This window comes from Pseudomonas sp. P8_241 (genome assembly GCF_034008315.1).
Lineage (GTDB): Bacteria > Pseudomonadota > Gammaproteobacteria > Pseudomonadales > Pseudomonadaceae > Aquipseudomonas.
Genome location: NZ_CP125377.1, coordinates 4,962,501 through 4,976,946, shown reverse-complemented (window position 1 = coordinate 4,976,946; position 14,446 = coordinate 4,962,501). Strand labels below are relative to the sequence as shown.

The following is a 14,446-nucleotide window of genomic DNA, read 5'->3' as shown; positions in this document are numbered from 1 at the left end:
AGGAGCGAGCCTGCTCGCGATGAACGATAACGCGGTCCTGACCTTAAACGCCGCTCAAACCCTTGATCAGCAAATCCACATTCCCTTCAAGTTCCGCCACCGGATCGTCGGCGTCGATACTCAACACCACCAATCGGCTACCCGCCTCGGTAATCACCGCTTTCAGGGCCTGCGACGGCTGCCGGTGATGCAGCACCACCGCCACATCATTGTCTTTGAGCTGTACGCCCAATTCCTTGAGAGCCTCCGGTGTCCATTCGGCATCCGGCCTTGCGTCGAGCCCGACCAGCTCCAGATTCAGTCCGCCAATCAGGTAGCCGAAGTGATCGCTCAAGCTCATCACGCTGAGGTTGTCGGCGCTGGCCAACTGCGCTTCGCTGGTGGCACTGAGTTTGAGCAAGCGCTGCTTGAGGGCCGCGAGGTTGGCCTCGATTTTCGGTTTTGCCTGCGGCGCCAGGCGCACCAGGTCCGCGGCCATCACGTCCGCCATGCGTCCCATGTTGTTGCTGGACAACCATGGTTGGCTATTCAGGCCGTCGACTTTGTTGCCTGGCTGCACGGCAATGCCGGGCAGGGCGCCGTCGACGGGGCGGGCGGCATCGACTTCGATGATACGGATATTGCTGCGACGGGAAATCGGATACAGCGGATCGTCCGGCCACAACGAGCGCAAGCCAATCACCGCATCGGCGTCCGTCGCCAGTTTCGTCAGCGCAGGCGCACCGCGACCGGTGAAGTACGCGGTCTGGCGGCTTCCGGGCAGATTGGCTGGCGCGGCGCGTTCGAGGCTGACATCAGTGCCCTTGAGCAGCACTTCGCCGAGTCCGTAGGTGATCGGTAGCGAGGCCAGTACGCGCAGAGGTTTGCCGCCATCAGCCGCTAATGTTGTGGTAGCCAGTGCGCACAGTGCGATGGCCAGGGTCAGTTGACGCAGAGAAAATGACATTTATCCGAGGTTCCCTTTCAGGCTGGGGACGACACCGCGCGCGATGGCGGACAGGGCGAAAGCAATGCCAGCCACTAGAATGATCGCGGCGCCGGACGGGATCGGCAGGTCGAAGACAATCGGCGCGAGAATTCCGCACAGGGTGCTGACCGTGGCGATCAGCACCGAGCACCAGAAGAAACCTTTCAACGATTGGCTGAGCAAGCGTGCCGCTGCCGCCGGTATCACCAGCAGGGCGCCCACCAGAATGGCGCCAATGACTTTCACTGCGGCAACGGTGATCAGTGTCACCAGAATCACGAACAGGTAATCCAGGGTCTTTACTGCCACACCACGAACCGCCGCCAGCTGCGGGTTGAAGCTGGCGAGCATGATGCGGTTGTACAGCGGCAAGGCCAGCGCCATCACCAGCGAGCCGACAATTGCCAGCACGGCGAGGTCATTGCCATTGACGGTCAGTACCGAGCCGAACAGCACGTTCTCCAGAATGTGCACGTTGATCTTGCCCGCCAGAATCAGCAGCAGGCTGGCCCCCAACGCCAGCGATACCGAGAGGAACACGCCGATCAGCGTATCCGGCGCCAGACCGGTGCGGTTGCGCAGGTAGTTGAGCAGGATGCCGAACAACAGGCAGTAGCCGAACAGGCTGCCGTAAGGACCGGTGTAGGGTTCGCCGAGCAATATGCCAATGGCCACGCCGGTCAATGCAGCGTGCCCCACGGCTTCGGAGAAAAATGCAAAGCGCTTGACCACCACCAATGTGCCCAAGCCGCCCAGCACCGGGCCGATCAGCAGGCCGGCGAGCAACGCGTTGACCACGAATCCGTAGGCGAGGGCTTCGGGCAGATACCCGGATGAAGCCCAACCCTGAACCATCAAACGAAAAGCTTCGTAACTCATCAGGCAATGCTCCGGGGATGGGTCGAAAACAGCGTCAGCAGACGCTCCGGCGTCAGTGCCTGTTTCGGCGTGGCGTCGAATAGCACCCGACGATTGAGTCCCGTCACGTGATTGGCCAGACGCCCGACGGCTTCCAGATCGTGTTCGATCCACAGCACGGTAATCCCGGCCGTACGCCAGTCGCCGAGCAAGCGTTCGAACACCTGAATGCCGGCTTCATCAAGCGCCGACATCGGCTCATCGAGTACCAGCAATTGCGGCGAAGGGATCAACCCCTGAGCCAGCAACACCCGCTGACGCTCGCCGCCGGACAGCGCCCCCATGCGTCGTTTGCGCTTGTCCTGCATGCCGACACGCTCCAGCGCCTCGCCAATCGCCGCCGCGTAGTGCTTGCTCAAGCCGAGGAACGCCGGGCGCCGCTGGCACATGGCAGCCATGAAGTCATCGACGGTCATCGGCAGGCCGCGGTCGAACTCCAATGCTTGCGGGACGTAACCGATGGTGCCCGGATCAGCGGGCCATTGCAGGCTCAAACGGCCCTGATGCGGCATCTGCCCGAGCAACGTCTTGATCAGCGAACTCTTGCCGCCACCGTTAGGGCCAACCAGCGCATGCACGCTGCCGGGTTGCACCTTGAAGGTTACGTTGTCGAGAATGGTGGTGCGCCCCAGCGTCAGGCTGACCCCGGTGAAATCCAGCGTCGGCCCGGAAAACTGTAGGAGCGAGCTTGCTCGCGATAGCGGTGTGTCATTCAAGGGAAATGTTGACTGACCGGATCCCTTCGCCAGCAGGCTGGCTCCCACAGGGTGTTCGGCGTCCTGGGCGGTGAGCGTTTCTTTCGAGGTCATGCGCCGGACTCCTGAATTGCCCGCACCACGGTGTCGAGGTTGCCGGTCATTTCCTTTTCGTACTTCTCGGCGGTGTATTCGCCGTAGGAAATGTGCGACAGCGGATACAGCTTTACCCCGGATTCGCGCTGGATGGTGTCGACGTAGGCGGAAGGGAAATCCATCTCCGAGAAGATCACTTTCACGTCCAGCTCACGCAATTGGTCGATGGTTTTTTTCAGCTGGCTCGGGCTCGGTTCGATGCCGTGGGCCGGTTCGACTACGGCGGTGACCTCCAGACCAAACTCGCGCAACAGGTAATCGTAAGCGGCGTGCACCGTGGCCACGCGCAGTTCGGCGTTGGGCGCCTGGGTCAGTTTGGCCAGGGCGTCGGCGCGCATCTTGCGCAGGCGCTTGCCGTAGGCGCGGGCGTTCTCGGTGTAGGTCCTGGCATTGACCGGGTCGAGCTTGCCCAGCTCCCGGGCGATATTGTTGACCTGGGCAATGGACGCGCTGATCGACAGGAACGTGTGCGGGTTCACCACCTTGCCCGCACCGCGCGCGGCAACACCGGTGGCGGCCAGCAGCGGTACGTTTTCGTTGGCTTCGATCACCTTGACGTTCGGGGTTTCGCTGGCGGCGATCATGCGGTCGGCGAAATCGTCATGGCCGACACCATTGAGCACGATCACGTCCAGTCCGCTGATGCGCTTGATGTCTTCGGCGCGAGGCTCGTAGGCGTGGGGGTTGAAACCGGCTGGAATCAGCGGCACGACTTCGGCCTTGTCGCCGACGATATTGGCCACGTAGCTGTAATAAGGGTGCAGGGTGATGCCGATGCGCAGACGCTTGGCCTCGTCGGCACTGGCCAGGGTTGGGAGCAGGCAGGCAAGCAGGCCGACCAGCAGCAGGCGCAAGAACGAACGTTGAGATGAAATGGGCATGGGAAAGCGGTCTTCTCTCGGGAAAAGGCGAGGGTTCAATGCTTGTGCTGGCGGGTCACGCCGGCATCGAATTGCGCGACGATCTGCTGCCAGCCGGCACTTTCAAGCGCGGCGTCGCTGAGGTCGGCAGGGGCCTTGAGGTCGGTTGCGCGGTTGAGCCAGATGTCTGGCGCGTCGTTTGTTGCGGTCAAGCGCATCAGGAAGGAACCGGCGACACCTTGCGCCTGGCTCTGGCCGAAATAGGCCTTGCTGTCGAGCAACTGCCAGGCGTGTGCTCCGCGGCTGACGGAGCTGGCGTCCTGGGCAAATGGCGCAAAGCCCTCATCAGCGAGGGTTTCAGGTGTTGGCAGCGCTTGTTTTTCCTGACGCAGAAGGTGAATTTCGTCCAGTGTTACACGCAGGTCGGCGTAGATGCCTTGCTCAGAAGCACTGAGGTCGCGACGGGCGTCCAGTTGATGACTGTTGACGCTGCTCACCTCATGGGGCTCGCCGCGCCAGAGCACCACCGAACCGGCAATCGCCAGAATCATCAGGCACAGCAGCAGAACGTAGAGGGTTTCGTGGCCGGCCCCGGCCGGGCGGACGATTTGAGTGGTTGGCGTACTCATGGTGCCTCGATGTCCGCTTGGTCGATTTCAACGACATGGCCAGGGCCTGCATCGAACAGCACATAAAACTCGGCGCCGGGTTTCTTGAAGGTCACGGTCGAGTCGGCGCCCAGCTTGCCGGGTACGAGGATGGTTTCGTCGTAACCGATCACGTCAAGGGTGACACCCGGTGCGCCGCTGCCGTCGGAAAAACCGCCGGTGCATTTGATCTGCTCGGCGTCGATGGCCTTGCATTCGCACATCGGGTTGTGGGCCAGGGCGCTGGCACTGAAACCTGCACAAAGCAGCAGCAAAACCGCGTGGAGAGGGCGGGAAATGCGGGTCATGGTTTGCCTCCTTGTTTACTCAGCCAGGCGACGGTTGCGGGGGATGCCTGGTTCAAAGGAATGGATGCCTGATGCATGCTGCCGTCCCAGCCTTCCATGGTGATCCACAGCTGAGCGTCGGCCGTGGTCTTTTCGGGAACCGGCAGCATGGCGCTCATGCGGTACGGTGTGCCGAAGAAAATCACCCCGGCGGCGCGCAGACTGCGGGGCTTGCCGATGCGCAGGTAAGTCGCCTTGACCTGGTCGATACAGGTGTCGCAGAGCGCTGCGTTGAAGTTCTTCATGTGGCCGGCCGGGCTATTGAGCGGAGCTTCGTTGCGCAGTTCCGCCAGGCGCAGGCTCCAGGGGCCGACTTGCACTTCGCCGACCTCCCGCTGGCCCAGACCGCTGTCACCACGCTGCAACGCCTCGTCGGCGAAGTACTTGGGCATGAACCCCAACGGAATGAGGAGCAGCAGGATGTTCAGGTGGAAGCGCCATTTATGCCAGAACACGCGCAGACGGGAAGCTTGAGGGGCAGCAGTGACATTGCTCACAGGTTAGCCTCCGACGGTTCGTTGCTCAGAGCTGTTTGGGTTTTCGTGGCGTGTTGTTTTTTGTTGCTGCGCTTCAAAGCATTGGCGGTGGCCAACGCGGTGCGTTTGGTCCAGATCAGCAAGCCGCTCAGGACCATCATGCTCAACAGAAGGCCGAAGAAGGCCCAGATCAGCTTGATCCAAAGCCCGCCGAAGTCGCCGGTATGCAACGGGCGCATCGACTCGGTGACGAACTCCAGTGCCGAGCGGTCCGAGATCAGCCGTGTGGCAGCGATTTCTCCGCTGTACGGGTTGAGGGTGGCGGTCTGGAACATCAGCGGATACCAACCGCGTCCGCCGACATCCATATGGCTATAGGCATTACCCGGCAGGCTGACAAAGCTTGCTTCCAGCCCGGAGATCTTTTGCGAGGCAATTTCAATTGCGCGATCAAGGTCGATGCGCGCTGGCGGCGTGCCGTCGGCCGACAGCGGTACGGCTTCACGGGACATCGCGGGGATGATTTTTTCGGTGGAGATCGACACCTGGTTATCGAACATGAATGCCTCGATCAGAAACCAGGTACCGGTGACGGAAATGACCGCAATAAACCAGATCGACCAGATGCCGCTCAAACGGTGGAAGTCGCCCCAGAAAATCCGGGCACCGTGGCGTATGCGCAGGGTCGGGCGGAAAAAGCCTTTCCAGAAACGTTTGTAGACAACCAGCCCCGTCACCAGTGAAGCCAATAGGGGCAACCCCAGAAACGACACCAGATACCAGCCCCAGCTGTAGCCATTGGTAAACGGCACCAGCCACCAGCCGTGAAGCGCGCGGGTGAATGCCTGGAAATTGAATTCCGGCGCTACACCCTGAATGACGCCGCTGTACGGGTTGACGTAAATCACCACCGATTTTCCGTCGGGGTAGCTGACTCTGACGTCGAGGGCAAAATGCGACTCGTCGGGGCGGCTGATGCTTTCCACCACGGTTTGTGGCTCGGCCTTGTGAATAGCGTCGAGAACCTGCTGATAGCTGAGCAGCGGTGCATCATCGGAAGGCTGGCTGGCGCGCATGGACGGGTTGGCCAGCCAGACGATCTCCTGGCTGACGACCGCGAGAGTGCCGGTTACACAGACGATCAATACGAAAAACCAGATCGGCAACGCCAGCCAGCTATGGACCAGAAACCAGATTTTTGAGCGGGACTTCTTTGACATGGTGAGAGGTCTTGCCTGGATGGGAGGGGCTCTGCTGCGGGATTCACAGCGACGATGTCCCTGGAAAGTACGGTCGTGGCTTTTGCCTACGCGACCGACTGCATCTAGATAAGACGAATGATGACTGAAAAACCCGAACGGCAATGCAAAAGTAAATGTTTCTTGTTATTACTTCAATGCCCGATTGACGTGGAGAACCGCAGCCTGCGGTCGTTATGCCCGATCACCGCTCTTGTCGCAGGCTGCGATCTTTGCGTGCTTCAACCCTGACTGAACATCTCTTTGGCCCGTTGCTCGATCTGCTCCTGGGTCAGGTCCTCCTTGCGCGTGGCCAGGAACCACAGGTGCCCATAGGGATCTTTCAATGTCCCGGAACGGTCGCCGTAAAACTGATCCTTGACCTCGGACACGATGGTTGCACCGGCCTCAATGGCCTGTTTGTAGGATTTGTCGACATCCGTCACATACAGGTGCAGGCCCACGGATGGCGTGCTGTCCGGATTACTCAGCGGCCCTTGATCGCACGGCGTGCCCAACATGATCGGGCAATCACCGATACGCAGTTCGGCATGACCGATACCACCATCAGGCATGGCCAGTCGCATCACTTCAATGGCGCCGAAGGCTTTTTTGTAGAAGTCGATGGCCTGGGCGGCTTTTTGAATGCCCAGATAAGGTGTGATGCTGTGATACCCCTCTGGAATGGGTTTGACGCTCATGATGGATCTCCCTGTTTTTGTTGTGTGAGACATGGAGGTTCTGTGCCGTTATCCGGCCGGATAAATATAGGCCAGCCTCATCACGGCAACTGAGCGCCCGACGAGCAGCGTCATCCTGCGCTCCAGATGAACGGCATGTTTCCGTTTTTCAGATAGCCACTATCGAGCGCGTTGATTTCTGCCGGTTCGAAGGCACGGGTAGCCTGTGTTCATTGCCCCGAACCCAGATGCCAGGACGCCTGAAATGAAACCTCTAATCGCCATTTTCCTGCTGTTTGCCGTTTCCGTGCTCGCCGGATGTGCCAGCCATGTTTCCCCTGAGCTACGGCCCTACAGCGCTGAAGAAAGCAGGGAACTGGCGTTGGAGGCGTTGAATCGTCGCGGCTTGTCTTTTGACGAGTACCACGCGAAAAAAGCTGAATTGCTTGGCGAGTCGCAGAAGTCGTTCCGCTTCGACAGACAGGGCGAAATGAACGCCGAGCGATCTGTACAGCTTCACGGCCGCCCAAGCTAATCAAAAACTGTACCGGTTGAAGTTTCACGTAACTGTCCGTGGGTTTCGCTCAAGGTGTGCGATAGGGTCAATGCCTGACTGACCCTGATGGACTGCCACCGATGACACTCTCACTTGACCTGCTCCTGGGCTTCGCTCTGTTTGCCCTCGTCACTTCAATTACCCCCGGCCCGAACAACACCATGTTGCTCGCATCGGGCGTCAACTTTGGCTTCAACCGCACTATCCCGCACATGCTGGGCATCACCTGCGGGTTTTTTGTTCTCGTCGTCGCCGTGGGTTTCGGACTTGGCGCGGTATTCCAGACTTATCCGGTGCTCTATTCCGTACTGCGATACGTCGGTGCCGCTTATCTGCTGTACCTGGCATGGAAAATCGCTCATTCCGGGCCAGTGTCGGACAGCCAGCAGGGCGAAGCGAAACCGATCAGCTATCTGGGCGCAGCCGCGTTCCAGTGGGTCAATCCCAAGGCGTGGATCATGGCCATCGGTGCCATCAGCACTTACACGCCGATGCAGGGTTATTTCACCAATGTGATCGTGATCGCTGCGGTGTTTGCGCTCATTAATCTGCCAAGCGTCAGTGTCTGGGCCGCGTGCGGCACGTTGTTGCGCAATGTGTTGAAAGACCGTCGCTGGTTGCGTCTGTTCAACTGGGGGATGGCTGCACTGCTGGTGATTTCATTGTATCCATTGTTGCTCGAAAGCTTTAGCTGACGCGCTGCTTCGACCGGTCGCCCGATGCCTGTTAAGCTGGCTTTTCAGGAGCGTTCCTACGCACTTTTAAATGAAGTTGTACTTCTTTAACGGCATCCGATCAGGTATTGGTAACGTTCTGAAAACTGCGCGCAGCTCACAAGGCTGCGCCTTGCCGTTTGCAGTCACGAGCTTCCTGATCCCGGAACACGCTCTGCGAGTCTTTTATGAATAAACGTCCGTTGTATTTCGATTACGCCGCCACCACGCCGGTGGATGAGCGGGTCATCAAAGTCATGGTCGAGTGCCTGGGGTTCACCGGCAATTTCGGCAACCCGGCTTCAAGCTCCCACGCGTTTGGCCAGCAGGCTCGGCAATCGGTCGAACAGGCGCGACGTCAGGTCGCTGAACTGGTCGGCGCAATGCCTGAACAGATCGTCTGGACATCCGGTGCCACTGAGTCCAACAATTTGGCCCTCAAGGGAGTGGCCCAGGCTCGCGCAATGACCGGTGGCCACATCATCACCAGCCAGATCGAACACAAAGCGATTCTCGACACCGCCCGGCAATTGCAGGACGCCGGTGTCGCGGTGACCTATCTGGTACCGGACGCCGAAGGTCTGATCACTGCGCAAGCCGTCAACGACGCCATGCGCGAAGACACTTTTCTGGTGTCGTTGATGCTGGTCAATAATGAACTGGGGACGCTCAACGACATCCTGGCGATTGGCGAAGTGGTGCGTGGGCGCGGTGCGTTGTTCCATGTCGACGCCGCACAGGGGGCAGGCAAAGTGGCGATCGACCTGGCGCAGTGGCCGGTGGATCTGATGTCATTCTCTGCACACAAGCTTTACGGCCCGAAGGGTATTGGCGCTTTGTACATCGGCCCGCGTGCGCAAACGCGTTTGCAGGCGCAGATCCACGGCGGCGGTCACGAAGGTGGTTTGCGCTCCGGAACGTTGGCGACCCATCAGATCGTTGCCATGGGAGAGGCTTTCACGTTAGCGGCGGCGCTGTTCGAAACAGAAAAAGCCCAGATCCTGCGCTTGCGTGAACGGCTGCTGAAGCAACTGCTGAGCCTGCCCGGTGTGCACCTCAATGGCAGCCCGTCCCGGCGCATTCCCCATACCTTGAGCCTGACTTTCGGCGAAGGGGAATTCAATTCGGCGGTGTTGGGCCATTCGATCGCGTTTTCCGCGACCTCGGCCTGCAATTCCGCGAGCAATGCCCCATCCCACGTGTTGCTTGCCCTGGGGCTCGATGCCCGAGCGGCCGGACGCACGATTCGCTTGAGCCTGGGACGTTTCACCACGGAACAGGATATCGACCAAGCGGTAGAACTGATCAAAACAGCCTGCGCCAGTGCCCCGGCATTCTGGCAATAGGGCGATAAAGTGCCGACGCTGATCGGCGCGCAACAATAATGATGAGTGGTTAGCAGGAGTCATGATGAATATGCAGTCTTCGATCAATGGATCGGTGCCCCAGCGCCTGGCGCAAACCCGTGAACTGATGAGCCGGGAAGGCATCCATGCCTTGCTGGTGCCGTCGGCCGACCCGCACCTATCCGAATATCTGCCAGGTTACTGGCAAGGCCGCCAATGGTTGTCAGGCTTCCACGGTTCGGTTGGTACACTGATCGTAACCCCGGACTTTGCCGGCGTTTGGGCCGACAGCCGTTATTGGGAGCAGGCTACCAAGGAACTCAACGGCAGCGGCATCGAACTGGTCAAGCTGCAACCGGGTCAGCCCGGACCGCTGGAATGGCTGGCCGAGCAAACGCCTGAGGGTGGCGTTGTCGCGGTTGATGGTGCGGTGATGGCCGTCGCTTCGGCGAGGACATTGGGAGGCAAGCTTGAAGAGCGCGGTGCCCGTTTGCGCACAGATATCGATCTGTTGAGCACTGTCTGGAGTGATCGCCCTCAGCTGCCAAACGAACCGATCTATCAACACTTGCCACCGCAGGCGACCGTCAGCCGTGGCGAAAAACTCGCCAAGCTGCGTGAAACCCTGAAATCCCGAGGCGCCGACTGGCATTTTATCGCCACCCTCGATGACATCGCCTGGCTGTTCAACCTGCGCGGCGGTGACGTGTCGTTCAATCCGGTGTTCGTTTCTTTCGCTTTGATCAGCCAGCAGCAGGCCACCCTGTTCGTGGCTCTGAGCAAAGTGAGCGCCGAGCTGCGCGCAATCCTTGAACAGGATGGCGTGACCCTGCGTGATTACAGCGAAGTGGCAGCGGCGCTGAAAGCTGTTCCGGAAGGGGCAAGCCTGCAAGTCGACCCGGCACGGGTCACGGCCGGTCTGCTGGAAAACCTGCGCAGCGGTGTCAAACTGACAGAAGGTCTGAATCCGACCACCCTGGCCAAATCGCAGAAAAGCCTGGCTGATGCCGAACACATCCGCAAGGCCATGGAGCAGGACGGCGCGGCGCTTTGCGAGTTCTTTGCCTGGCTGGATTCGGCAATGGGGCGCGAACGCATCACCGAGCTGACCATCGACGAACACCTGACGGCTGCCCGTGAGCGCCGTCCGGATTACGTCTCGCTGAGCTTCAACACCATTGCCGCGTTCAACGCCAATGGCGCGATGCCGCACTATCACGCCACCGAGGAAGAGCATGCGGTGATCGAAGGAGACGGTTTGTTGCTGATTGACTCCGGTGGCCAATATCTGGGCGGCACAACCGATATTACGCGGATGGTACCGGTCGGCACGCCGACGACAGAACAGAAGCGTGATTGCACCCGTGTGCTCAAGGGGGTGATTGCCCTGTCCCGTGCACAGTTCCCGAAAGGCATCCTGTCGCCGTTGCTTGATGCCATCGCCCGTGCGCCGATCTGGGCCGAAAGCGTCGACTACGGTCATGGCACCGGCCACGGCGTAGGCTACTTCCTGAATGTCCACGAAGGCCCGCAAGTGATCGCCTATCAGGCTGCACCTGCACCGCAGACCGCAATGCTACCGGGGATGATCACGTCCATTGAACCAGGCACCTATCGCCCAGGTCGTTGGGGCGTGCGGATCGAAAACCTGGCGATTAATCGTGAGGCCGGAAAAAGCGAGTTCGGCGAATTCCTGAAATTCGAAACCCTGACCCTGTGCCCGATCGACACGCGTTGCCTGGAAACATCGTTGCTGACTGAGGACGAAAAGCAATGGTTCAACGCCTATCACGCTGAAGTGCGCGAACGCTTGAGTCCGTTGCTCGAGGGTGCAGCCCTTGCTTGGTTGAATACCCGTACGGCGGCGGTTTAACTGTAACGCAGCTCGATTGATCAAGGGTATTTCCCGCCACCCTGAACCTCAGGGTGGCGGGTAGTCGAGATTCAGCTCAAGGCTTCAAGGACAAAGTCCAATCGATCCTGGCCGAAGTACAACTGGTCGCCGACAAACATGCTCGGCGCCCCAAACACTCCCCGTCGCACCGCTTTCTCTGTGTTGTCCTTAAGCGTGGCTTTGACCTCTTCGTCTGCCGTCAGCGCCAGCACTTCGTGGGGATTAAAACCGTTTTCGATCAGCACTGCTGCAACAGTGGCCGACTCATCGAGACTACGACCGTCTACCCACAGAGCCTTGAACAGGCATTCGATAAATGCGCAAAAACGCTCGGGCTGGCGCGACTGGATGCCCGTCACGGCACGCATCAGCATCAGCGTATTGATCGGAAATTGCGGATTGAACTTCAATGGCACGCCGTAGCGTTTGGCGTAGCGGTCCAGGTCCTGAAACATGTAGCGGCCCTTGGCCGGAACCGTCGCTGGTGAGGCGTTGCCGGTGGCTTTGAATACACCGCCCAGCAAGATTGGAACGTAGATCAACTGCGCGTCGGTCTTCGCGCAGATCTTCGGTAACTGGGTGTAGGCCAGGTAAGTGGCAGGGCTGCCGAGGTCGAAGTAGAACTCCACGGTTTTGCTCATGATCAATGCTGCTCGTTTTATTGTTGTGGGGGAGGGGAGGGCTTACCAGCGTTCGCTCCAGGGACGCAGGTCGAGCTCAAAGGTCCAGGCGTCGCGGGGCTGGGTGTGCAAATACCAATAGTTCTCTGCGATGTGTTCGGGATTGAGAATGCCGTCCTGGTCCTTGGTCGCATACTTCTCGGGAAAACTCTCGCGGATGAAGTCGGTATCGATGGCGCCATCGACGACCACGTGGGCGACGTGAATGTTCATTGGCCCCAGCTCACGAGCCATGCTCTGGGCCAACGCGCGGATCCCATGCTTGGCGCCCGCAAAGGCGGCGAATCCGGCAGCGCCACGCATCCCCGCGGTCGCTCCAGTGAAGAGAATCGTTCCACGTTGACGCTTGGCCATGCGTTTGGCCACTTCTCGGGCGTTGAGAAAACCCGAGAAGCAGGCCATTTCCCAAATCTTGAAATACTTGCGGGCCGTTTCTTCGAGAATGCTGCACGGCACGTTGGCGCCGATGTTGAACACGAACGCTTCGATGGGGCCAATCTGGCTTTCAATCTGTTCCACCAGGGCGACCACGTCTTCTTCTTTGCGCGCATCGCAGGCAAACCCGCATGCTTCACCGCCTTGGGCCTTGATGGCGTCGACCAGTGGTTGGAGTTTGTCCGCGCTGCGACGAGTGACGCAAGCGACAAAACCTTCTGCGGCAAAGCGTTTGGCAATTGCGCCGCCTGTTGCATCACCTGCCCCTACAACCAGTACGACCTTCTTGTTATTCATGGGTTGATCCTTTAGTAAACGATCGTTAACTAAACGAACGTTATGCTACGATTCGGCGAGCGTCAAGGGATTCAATTCGGGGAGAAGGCTATGCGTTATTCGAGCGGTCACAAGTTGGAAACCAAGGAGAAGCTGCTGCAAAGCAGTGCGGTTTCGGCCAAGAAGTCCGGTTTCTCGACGGTAGGTGTCGATGGTTTGATGAAAGCAATCGGTTTGAGTGGCGGTGCTTTCTATAGCCACTTCTCATCGAAGGATGAATTGTTCGCGACCATTGTCGAACGTGAGCTTCGCCAAAGCCTGGAGCGTTTGGGGGCGGAGCAGGATCGAGAAAAGCTTGAGCGCTGTCTCAAGCTTTATCTCAGCATGTCCCATGTCGAACATCCGGAAACCGGTTGCGCGCTGCCTGCATTGGGAGCTGAGATCGCCCGGTCAGACATGAAGATCCGCCTACAGGCAGAACACTGGATCTGTCGGCTTCAGGAAAGTTGGGCAGATATTTTGCACAGCGACAGCTTGGCGTGGGCGATCCTGTCGCAATGCATTGGGGCACTGGTTGTAGCGCGGATGCTGGCGACTCCGGATACTCAGCGCAGGGTGCTGAAATCCAGCTACGATGAGATCGGTCGCCAGATCGCAGGTCCGGTAGCCTGAGGGGGCTCCTATTTGCAGATTACGATCATGCTGCGGCTGGTATAGCCCGCAGGATTGAGACCAAACGGGTAATCACCAGGCTCTTCGACCGCATCTCCCGACTTGGCAATCACTTTGTATCCCTTGGGAGCGCAAGCATTGGCGGCGCTGGCATAACATTTGTCCCAGGATGAAGAGAGCCCGGAACAGTTGATATGCAGCCCTTTCTTGCCATGTTTGATCTTGGTTTCTGATGTCGCTGCGCAACCTGCAATTGCAAGTACGGCGATCAGTATCAAAATTCGTTTCATTACTATCCTTTATAGCGCCCGGGTCTTGTGCCCGGGTCTGCTTCCGATCGCTTTGCTTGAAGCGTCTGAAATCCCTGTCTGAAGTCGCCCTTGCCTGACTCTGATTTGCGGACCTAAACATGGCCTAAATGTGAGCCAAATACCAGAACTTCATCATCGCTACTGTCAATCTGCCGCTATCGCAGGTTTGGCCGCACTGCCCATGGTCAGTGTCGCACCCACGGAGGCCAGAATGATGCACATGATAGCCATCCACTGCGACAGTGAAAGGAACTCATTAAGAAACAGCAGTCCTGAGAGCGCTCCGACGGCAGGTTCAATGCTCATCAGTGTGCCGAAGGTTCGAGCCGGCATGCGGGTCAGTGCAACCATTTCCAGGGTATAGGGCAATGCGGTGGACAAGATGGCGACACCGAGGGCCACCGGGATCAAGGCTGGCGTCAATAGAGCTGAGCCTGCATGGACAATACCGATAGGGGCGACGAACAACGCGGCAATCATCACCCCCAGTGCAGCCGTCTGAACTCCGTTGTCGGCGCCGGCCTTCTGACCGAACAGGATATACAGCGCCCAACATACCCCGGCCCCCAAGGCATAACC

The 14,446-nt window shown here is 59.0% G+C and carries 18 protein-coding genes (1 of these 18 running past the window's edge); 5 read left to right on the top strand and 13 right to left on the bottom strand.

Going from position 1 to position 14,446, the window contains the following annotated elements; all coding sequences use genetic code 11:
* Positions 1-43: 43 nt before the first annotated feature.
* The 9 genes from QMK58_RS22170 to QMK58_RS22130 form a co-directional block, all read right to left on the bottom strand.
* On the bottom strand, positions 44-946 hold the full coding sequence (locus tag QMK58_RS22170; protein WP_320395451.1) for a metal ABC transporter substrate-binding protein: 903 nt from the start codon (positions 944-946) through the stop codon (positions 44-46).
* Positions 947-1,846, bottom strand: coding sequence for a metal ABC transporter permease (locus tag QMK58_RS22165; RefSeq protein ID WP_027925783.1), 900 nt, complete (start codon positions 1,844-1,846; stop codon positions 947-949).
* Entirely contained in the window at positions 1,846-2,694 is an 849-nt protein-coding gene (locus tag QMK58_RS22160; protein ID WP_053155993.1) for a metal ABC transporter ATP-binding protein, read from the bottom strand. The genes QMK58_RS22165 and QMK58_RS22160 overlap by 1 nt, the downstream gene beginning before the upstream one ends.
* Positions 2,691-3,617: a metal ABC transporter substrate-binding protein gene (locus tag QMK58_RS22155; RefSeq protein WP_053155996.1), complete on the bottom strand. Its 927-nt coding sequence runs from the start codon at positions 3,615-3,617 to the stop codon at positions 2,691-2,693. Before QMK58_RS22155 ends, QMK58_RS22160 begins: the two co-directional genes overlap by 4 nt.
* A gap of 35 nt (positions 3,618-3,652) precedes the next feature.
* Positions 3,653-4,225 carry a DUF6162 family protein gene (locus tag QMK58_RS22150; RefSeq protein ID WP_053155999.1) on the bottom strand — a complete coding sequence of 191 codons (573 nt, stop codon included), beginning with the start codon at positions 4,223-4,225 and terminating at the stop codon, positions 3,653-3,655.
* Positions 4,222-4,551 carry a hypothetical protein gene (locus QMK58_RS22145; protein ID WP_320395450.1) on the bottom strand — a complete coding sequence of 110 codons (330 nt, stop codon included), beginning with the start codon at positions 4,549-4,551 and terminating at the stop codon, positions 4,222-4,224. Before QMK58_RS22145 ends, QMK58_RS22150 begins: the two co-directional genes overlap by 4 nt.
* The gene (locus QMK58_RS22140; RefSeq protein ID WP_053156005.1) at positions 4,548-5,087 is read right to left on the bottom strand and encodes a hypothetical protein; all 540 of its coding nucleotides are present in this window, start codon (positions 5,085-5,087) and stop codon (positions 4,548-4,550) included. The genes QMK58_RS22145 and QMK58_RS22140 overlap by 4 nt, the downstream gene beginning before the upstream one ends.
* Entirely contained in the window at positions 5,084-6,286 is a 1,203-nt protein-coding gene (locus tag QMK58_RS22135) for a PepSY domain-containing protein (RefSeq protein WP_320395449.1), read from the bottom strand. The genes QMK58_RS22140 and QMK58_RS22135 overlap by 4 nt, the downstream gene beginning before the upstream one ends.
* Before the next feature lie 260 nt (positions 6,287-6,546).
* Positions 6,547-7,005: a VOC family protein gene (locus QMK58_RS22130; protein ID WP_320395448.1), complete on the bottom strand. Its 459-nt coding sequence runs from the start codon at positions 7,003-7,005 to the stop codon at positions 6,547-6,549.
* A gap of 244 nt (positions 7,006-7,249) precedes the next feature.
* On the opposite strand from QMK58_RS22130, the gene QMK58_RS22125 reads away from it, so the two are divergent.
* The 4 genes from QMK58_RS22125 (at position 7,250) to QMK58_RS22110 (ending at position 11,472) form a co-directional block, all read left to right on the top strand.
* Positions 7,250-7,519: a hypothetical protein gene (locus QMK58_RS22125; RefSeq protein WP_053156012.1), complete on the top strand. Its 270-nt coding sequence runs from the start codon at positions 7,250-7,252 to the stop codon at positions 7,517-7,519.
* Positions 7,520-7,620: 101 nt separating this feature from the next.
* Entirely contained in the window at positions 7,621-8,235 is a 615-nt protein-coding gene (locus tag QMK58_RS22120; RefSeq protein WP_053156015.1) for a LysE family translocator, read from the top strand.
* A 206-nt stretch (positions 8,236-8,441) separates the two neighbouring features.
* The gene (locus tag QMK58_RS22115; protein ID WP_320395447.1) at positions 8,442-9,599 is read left to right on the top strand and encodes a cysteine desulfurase family protein; all 1,158 of its coding nucleotides are present in this window, start codon (positions 8,442-8,444) and stop codon (positions 9,597-9,599) included.
* A 64-nt stretch (positions 9,600-9,663) separates the two neighbouring features.
* Positions 9,664-11,472 carry an aminopeptidase P family protein gene (locus QMK58_RS22110; RefSeq protein ID WP_053156021.1) on the top strand — a complete coding sequence of 603 codons (1,809 nt, stop codon included), beginning with the start codon at positions 9,664-9,666 and terminating at the stop codon, positions 11,470-11,472.
* Between the two features lie 71 nt (positions 11,473-11,543).
* On the opposite strand, the gene QMK58_RS22105 is transcribed toward QMK58_RS22110, so the two are convergent.
* Positions 11,544-12,134 (bottom strand): 2-hydroxychromene-2-carboxylate isomerase, encoded by a 591-nt coding sequence (locus QMK58_RS22105; protein ID WP_053156025.1) that lies wholly within the window; start codon positions 12,132-12,134, stop codon positions 11,544-11,546.
* A 42-nt stretch (positions 12,135-12,176) separates the two neighbouring features.
* Entirely contained in the window at positions 12,177-12,905 is a 729-nt protein-coding gene (locus QMK58_RS22100; RefSeq protein WP_053156028.1) for an SDR family oxidoreductase, read from the bottom strand.
* Between the two features lie 90 nt (positions 12,906-12,995).
* Here QMK58_RS22100 and QMK58_RS22095 point away from each other — a divergent pair, with 90 nt between their 5' ends.
* The gene (locus QMK58_RS22095; protein ID WP_320396557.1) at positions 12,996-13,556 is read left to right on the top strand and encodes a TetR/AcrR family transcriptional regulator; all 561 of its coding nucleotides are present in this window, start codon (positions 12,996-12,998) and stop codon (positions 13,554-13,556) included.
* 8 nt (positions 13,557-13,564) lie between these two features.
* On the opposite strand, the gene QMK58_RS22090 is transcribed toward QMK58_RS22095, so the two are convergent.
* Both QMK58_RS22090 and rhtA read right to left on the bottom strand, forming a co-directional pair.
* Positions 13,565-13,846, bottom strand: a complete 282-nt coding sequence (locus QMK58_RS22090; RefSeq protein WP_053156036.1) for a hypothetical protein — start codon at positions 13,844-13,846, stop codon at positions 13,565-13,567.
* Between the two features lie 165 nt (positions 13,847-14,011).
* Positions 14,012-14,446, bottom strand: the 3' portion of a protein-coding gene (gene rhtA / locus QMK58_RS22085) for a threonine/homoserine exporter RhtA (protein WP_053156038.1). Its footprint extends 453 nt past the window's final position; only the last 435 of its 888 coding nucleotides appear in the window; the start codon falls outside the window, past its right edge; the stop codon is at positions 14,012-14,014.

Bases quoted from the DNA above. Each gene is read 5' to 3' on its own strand.
- QMK58_RS22170 (WP_320395451.1), bottom strand. From the start codon at position 946: ATGTCATTTTCTCTGCGTCAACTGACCCTGGCCATCGCACTGTGCGCA.
- QMK58_RS22165 (WP_027925783.1), bottom strand. From the start codon at position 1,846: ATGAGTTACGAAGCTTTTCGTTTGATGGTTCAGGGTTGGGCTTCATCC.
- QMK58_RS22160 (WP_053155993.1), bottom strand. From the start codon at position 2,694: ATGACCTCGAAAGAAACGCTCACCGCCCAGGACGCCGAACACCCTGTG.
- QMK58_RS22155 (WP_053155996.1), bottom strand. From the start codon at position 3,617: ATGCCCATTTCATCTCAACGTTCGTTCTTGCGCCTGCTGCTGGTCGGC.
- QMK58_RS22150 (WP_053155999.1), bottom strand. From the start codon at position 4,225: ATGAGTACGCCAACCACTCAAATCGTCCGCCCGGCCGGGGCCGGCCAC.
- QMK58_RS22145 (WP_320395450.1), bottom strand. From the start codon at position 4,551: ATGACCCGCATTTCCCGCCCTCTCCACGCGGTTTTGCTGCTGCTTTGT.
- QMK58_RS22135 (WP_320395449.1), bottom strand. From the start codon at position 6,286: ATGTCAAAGAAGTCCCGCTCAAAAATCTGGTTTCTGGTCCATAGCTGG.
- QMK58_RS22130 (WP_320395448.1), bottom strand. From the start codon at position 7,005: ATGAGCGTCAAACCCATTCCAGAGGGGTATCACAGCATCACACCTTAT.
- QMK58_RS22125 (WP_053156012.1), top strand. From the start codon at position 7,250: ATGAAACCTCTAATCGCCATTTTCCTGCTGTTTGCCGTTTCCGTGCTC.
- QMK58_RS22120 (WP_053156015.1), top strand. From the start codon at position 7,621: ATGACACTCTCACTTGACCTGCTCCTGGGCTTCGCTCTGTTTGCCCTC.
- QMK58_RS22115 (WP_320395447.1), top strand. From the start codon at position 8,442: ATGAATAAACGTCCGTTGTATTTCGATTACGCCGCCACCACGCCGGTG.
- QMK58_RS22110 (WP_053156021.1), top strand. From the start codon at position 9,664: ATGAATATGCAGTCTTCGATCAATGGATCGGTGCCCCAGCGCCTGGCG.
- QMK58_RS22105 (WP_053156025.1), bottom strand. From the start codon at position 12,134: ATGAGCAAAACCGTGGAGTTCTACTTCGACCTCGGCAGCCCTGCCACT.
- QMK58_RS22100 (WP_053156028.1), bottom strand. From the start codon at position 12,905: ATGAATAACAAGAAGGTCGTACTGGTTGTAGGGGCAGGTGATGCAACA.
- QMK58_RS22095 (WP_320396557.1), top strand. From the start codon at position 12,996: ATGCGTTATTCGAGCGGTCACAAGTTGGAAACCAAGGAGAAGCTGCTG.
- QMK58_RS22090 (WP_053156036.1), bottom strand. From the start codon at position 13,846: ATGAAACGAATTTTGATACTGATCGCCGTACTTGCAATTGCAGGTTGC.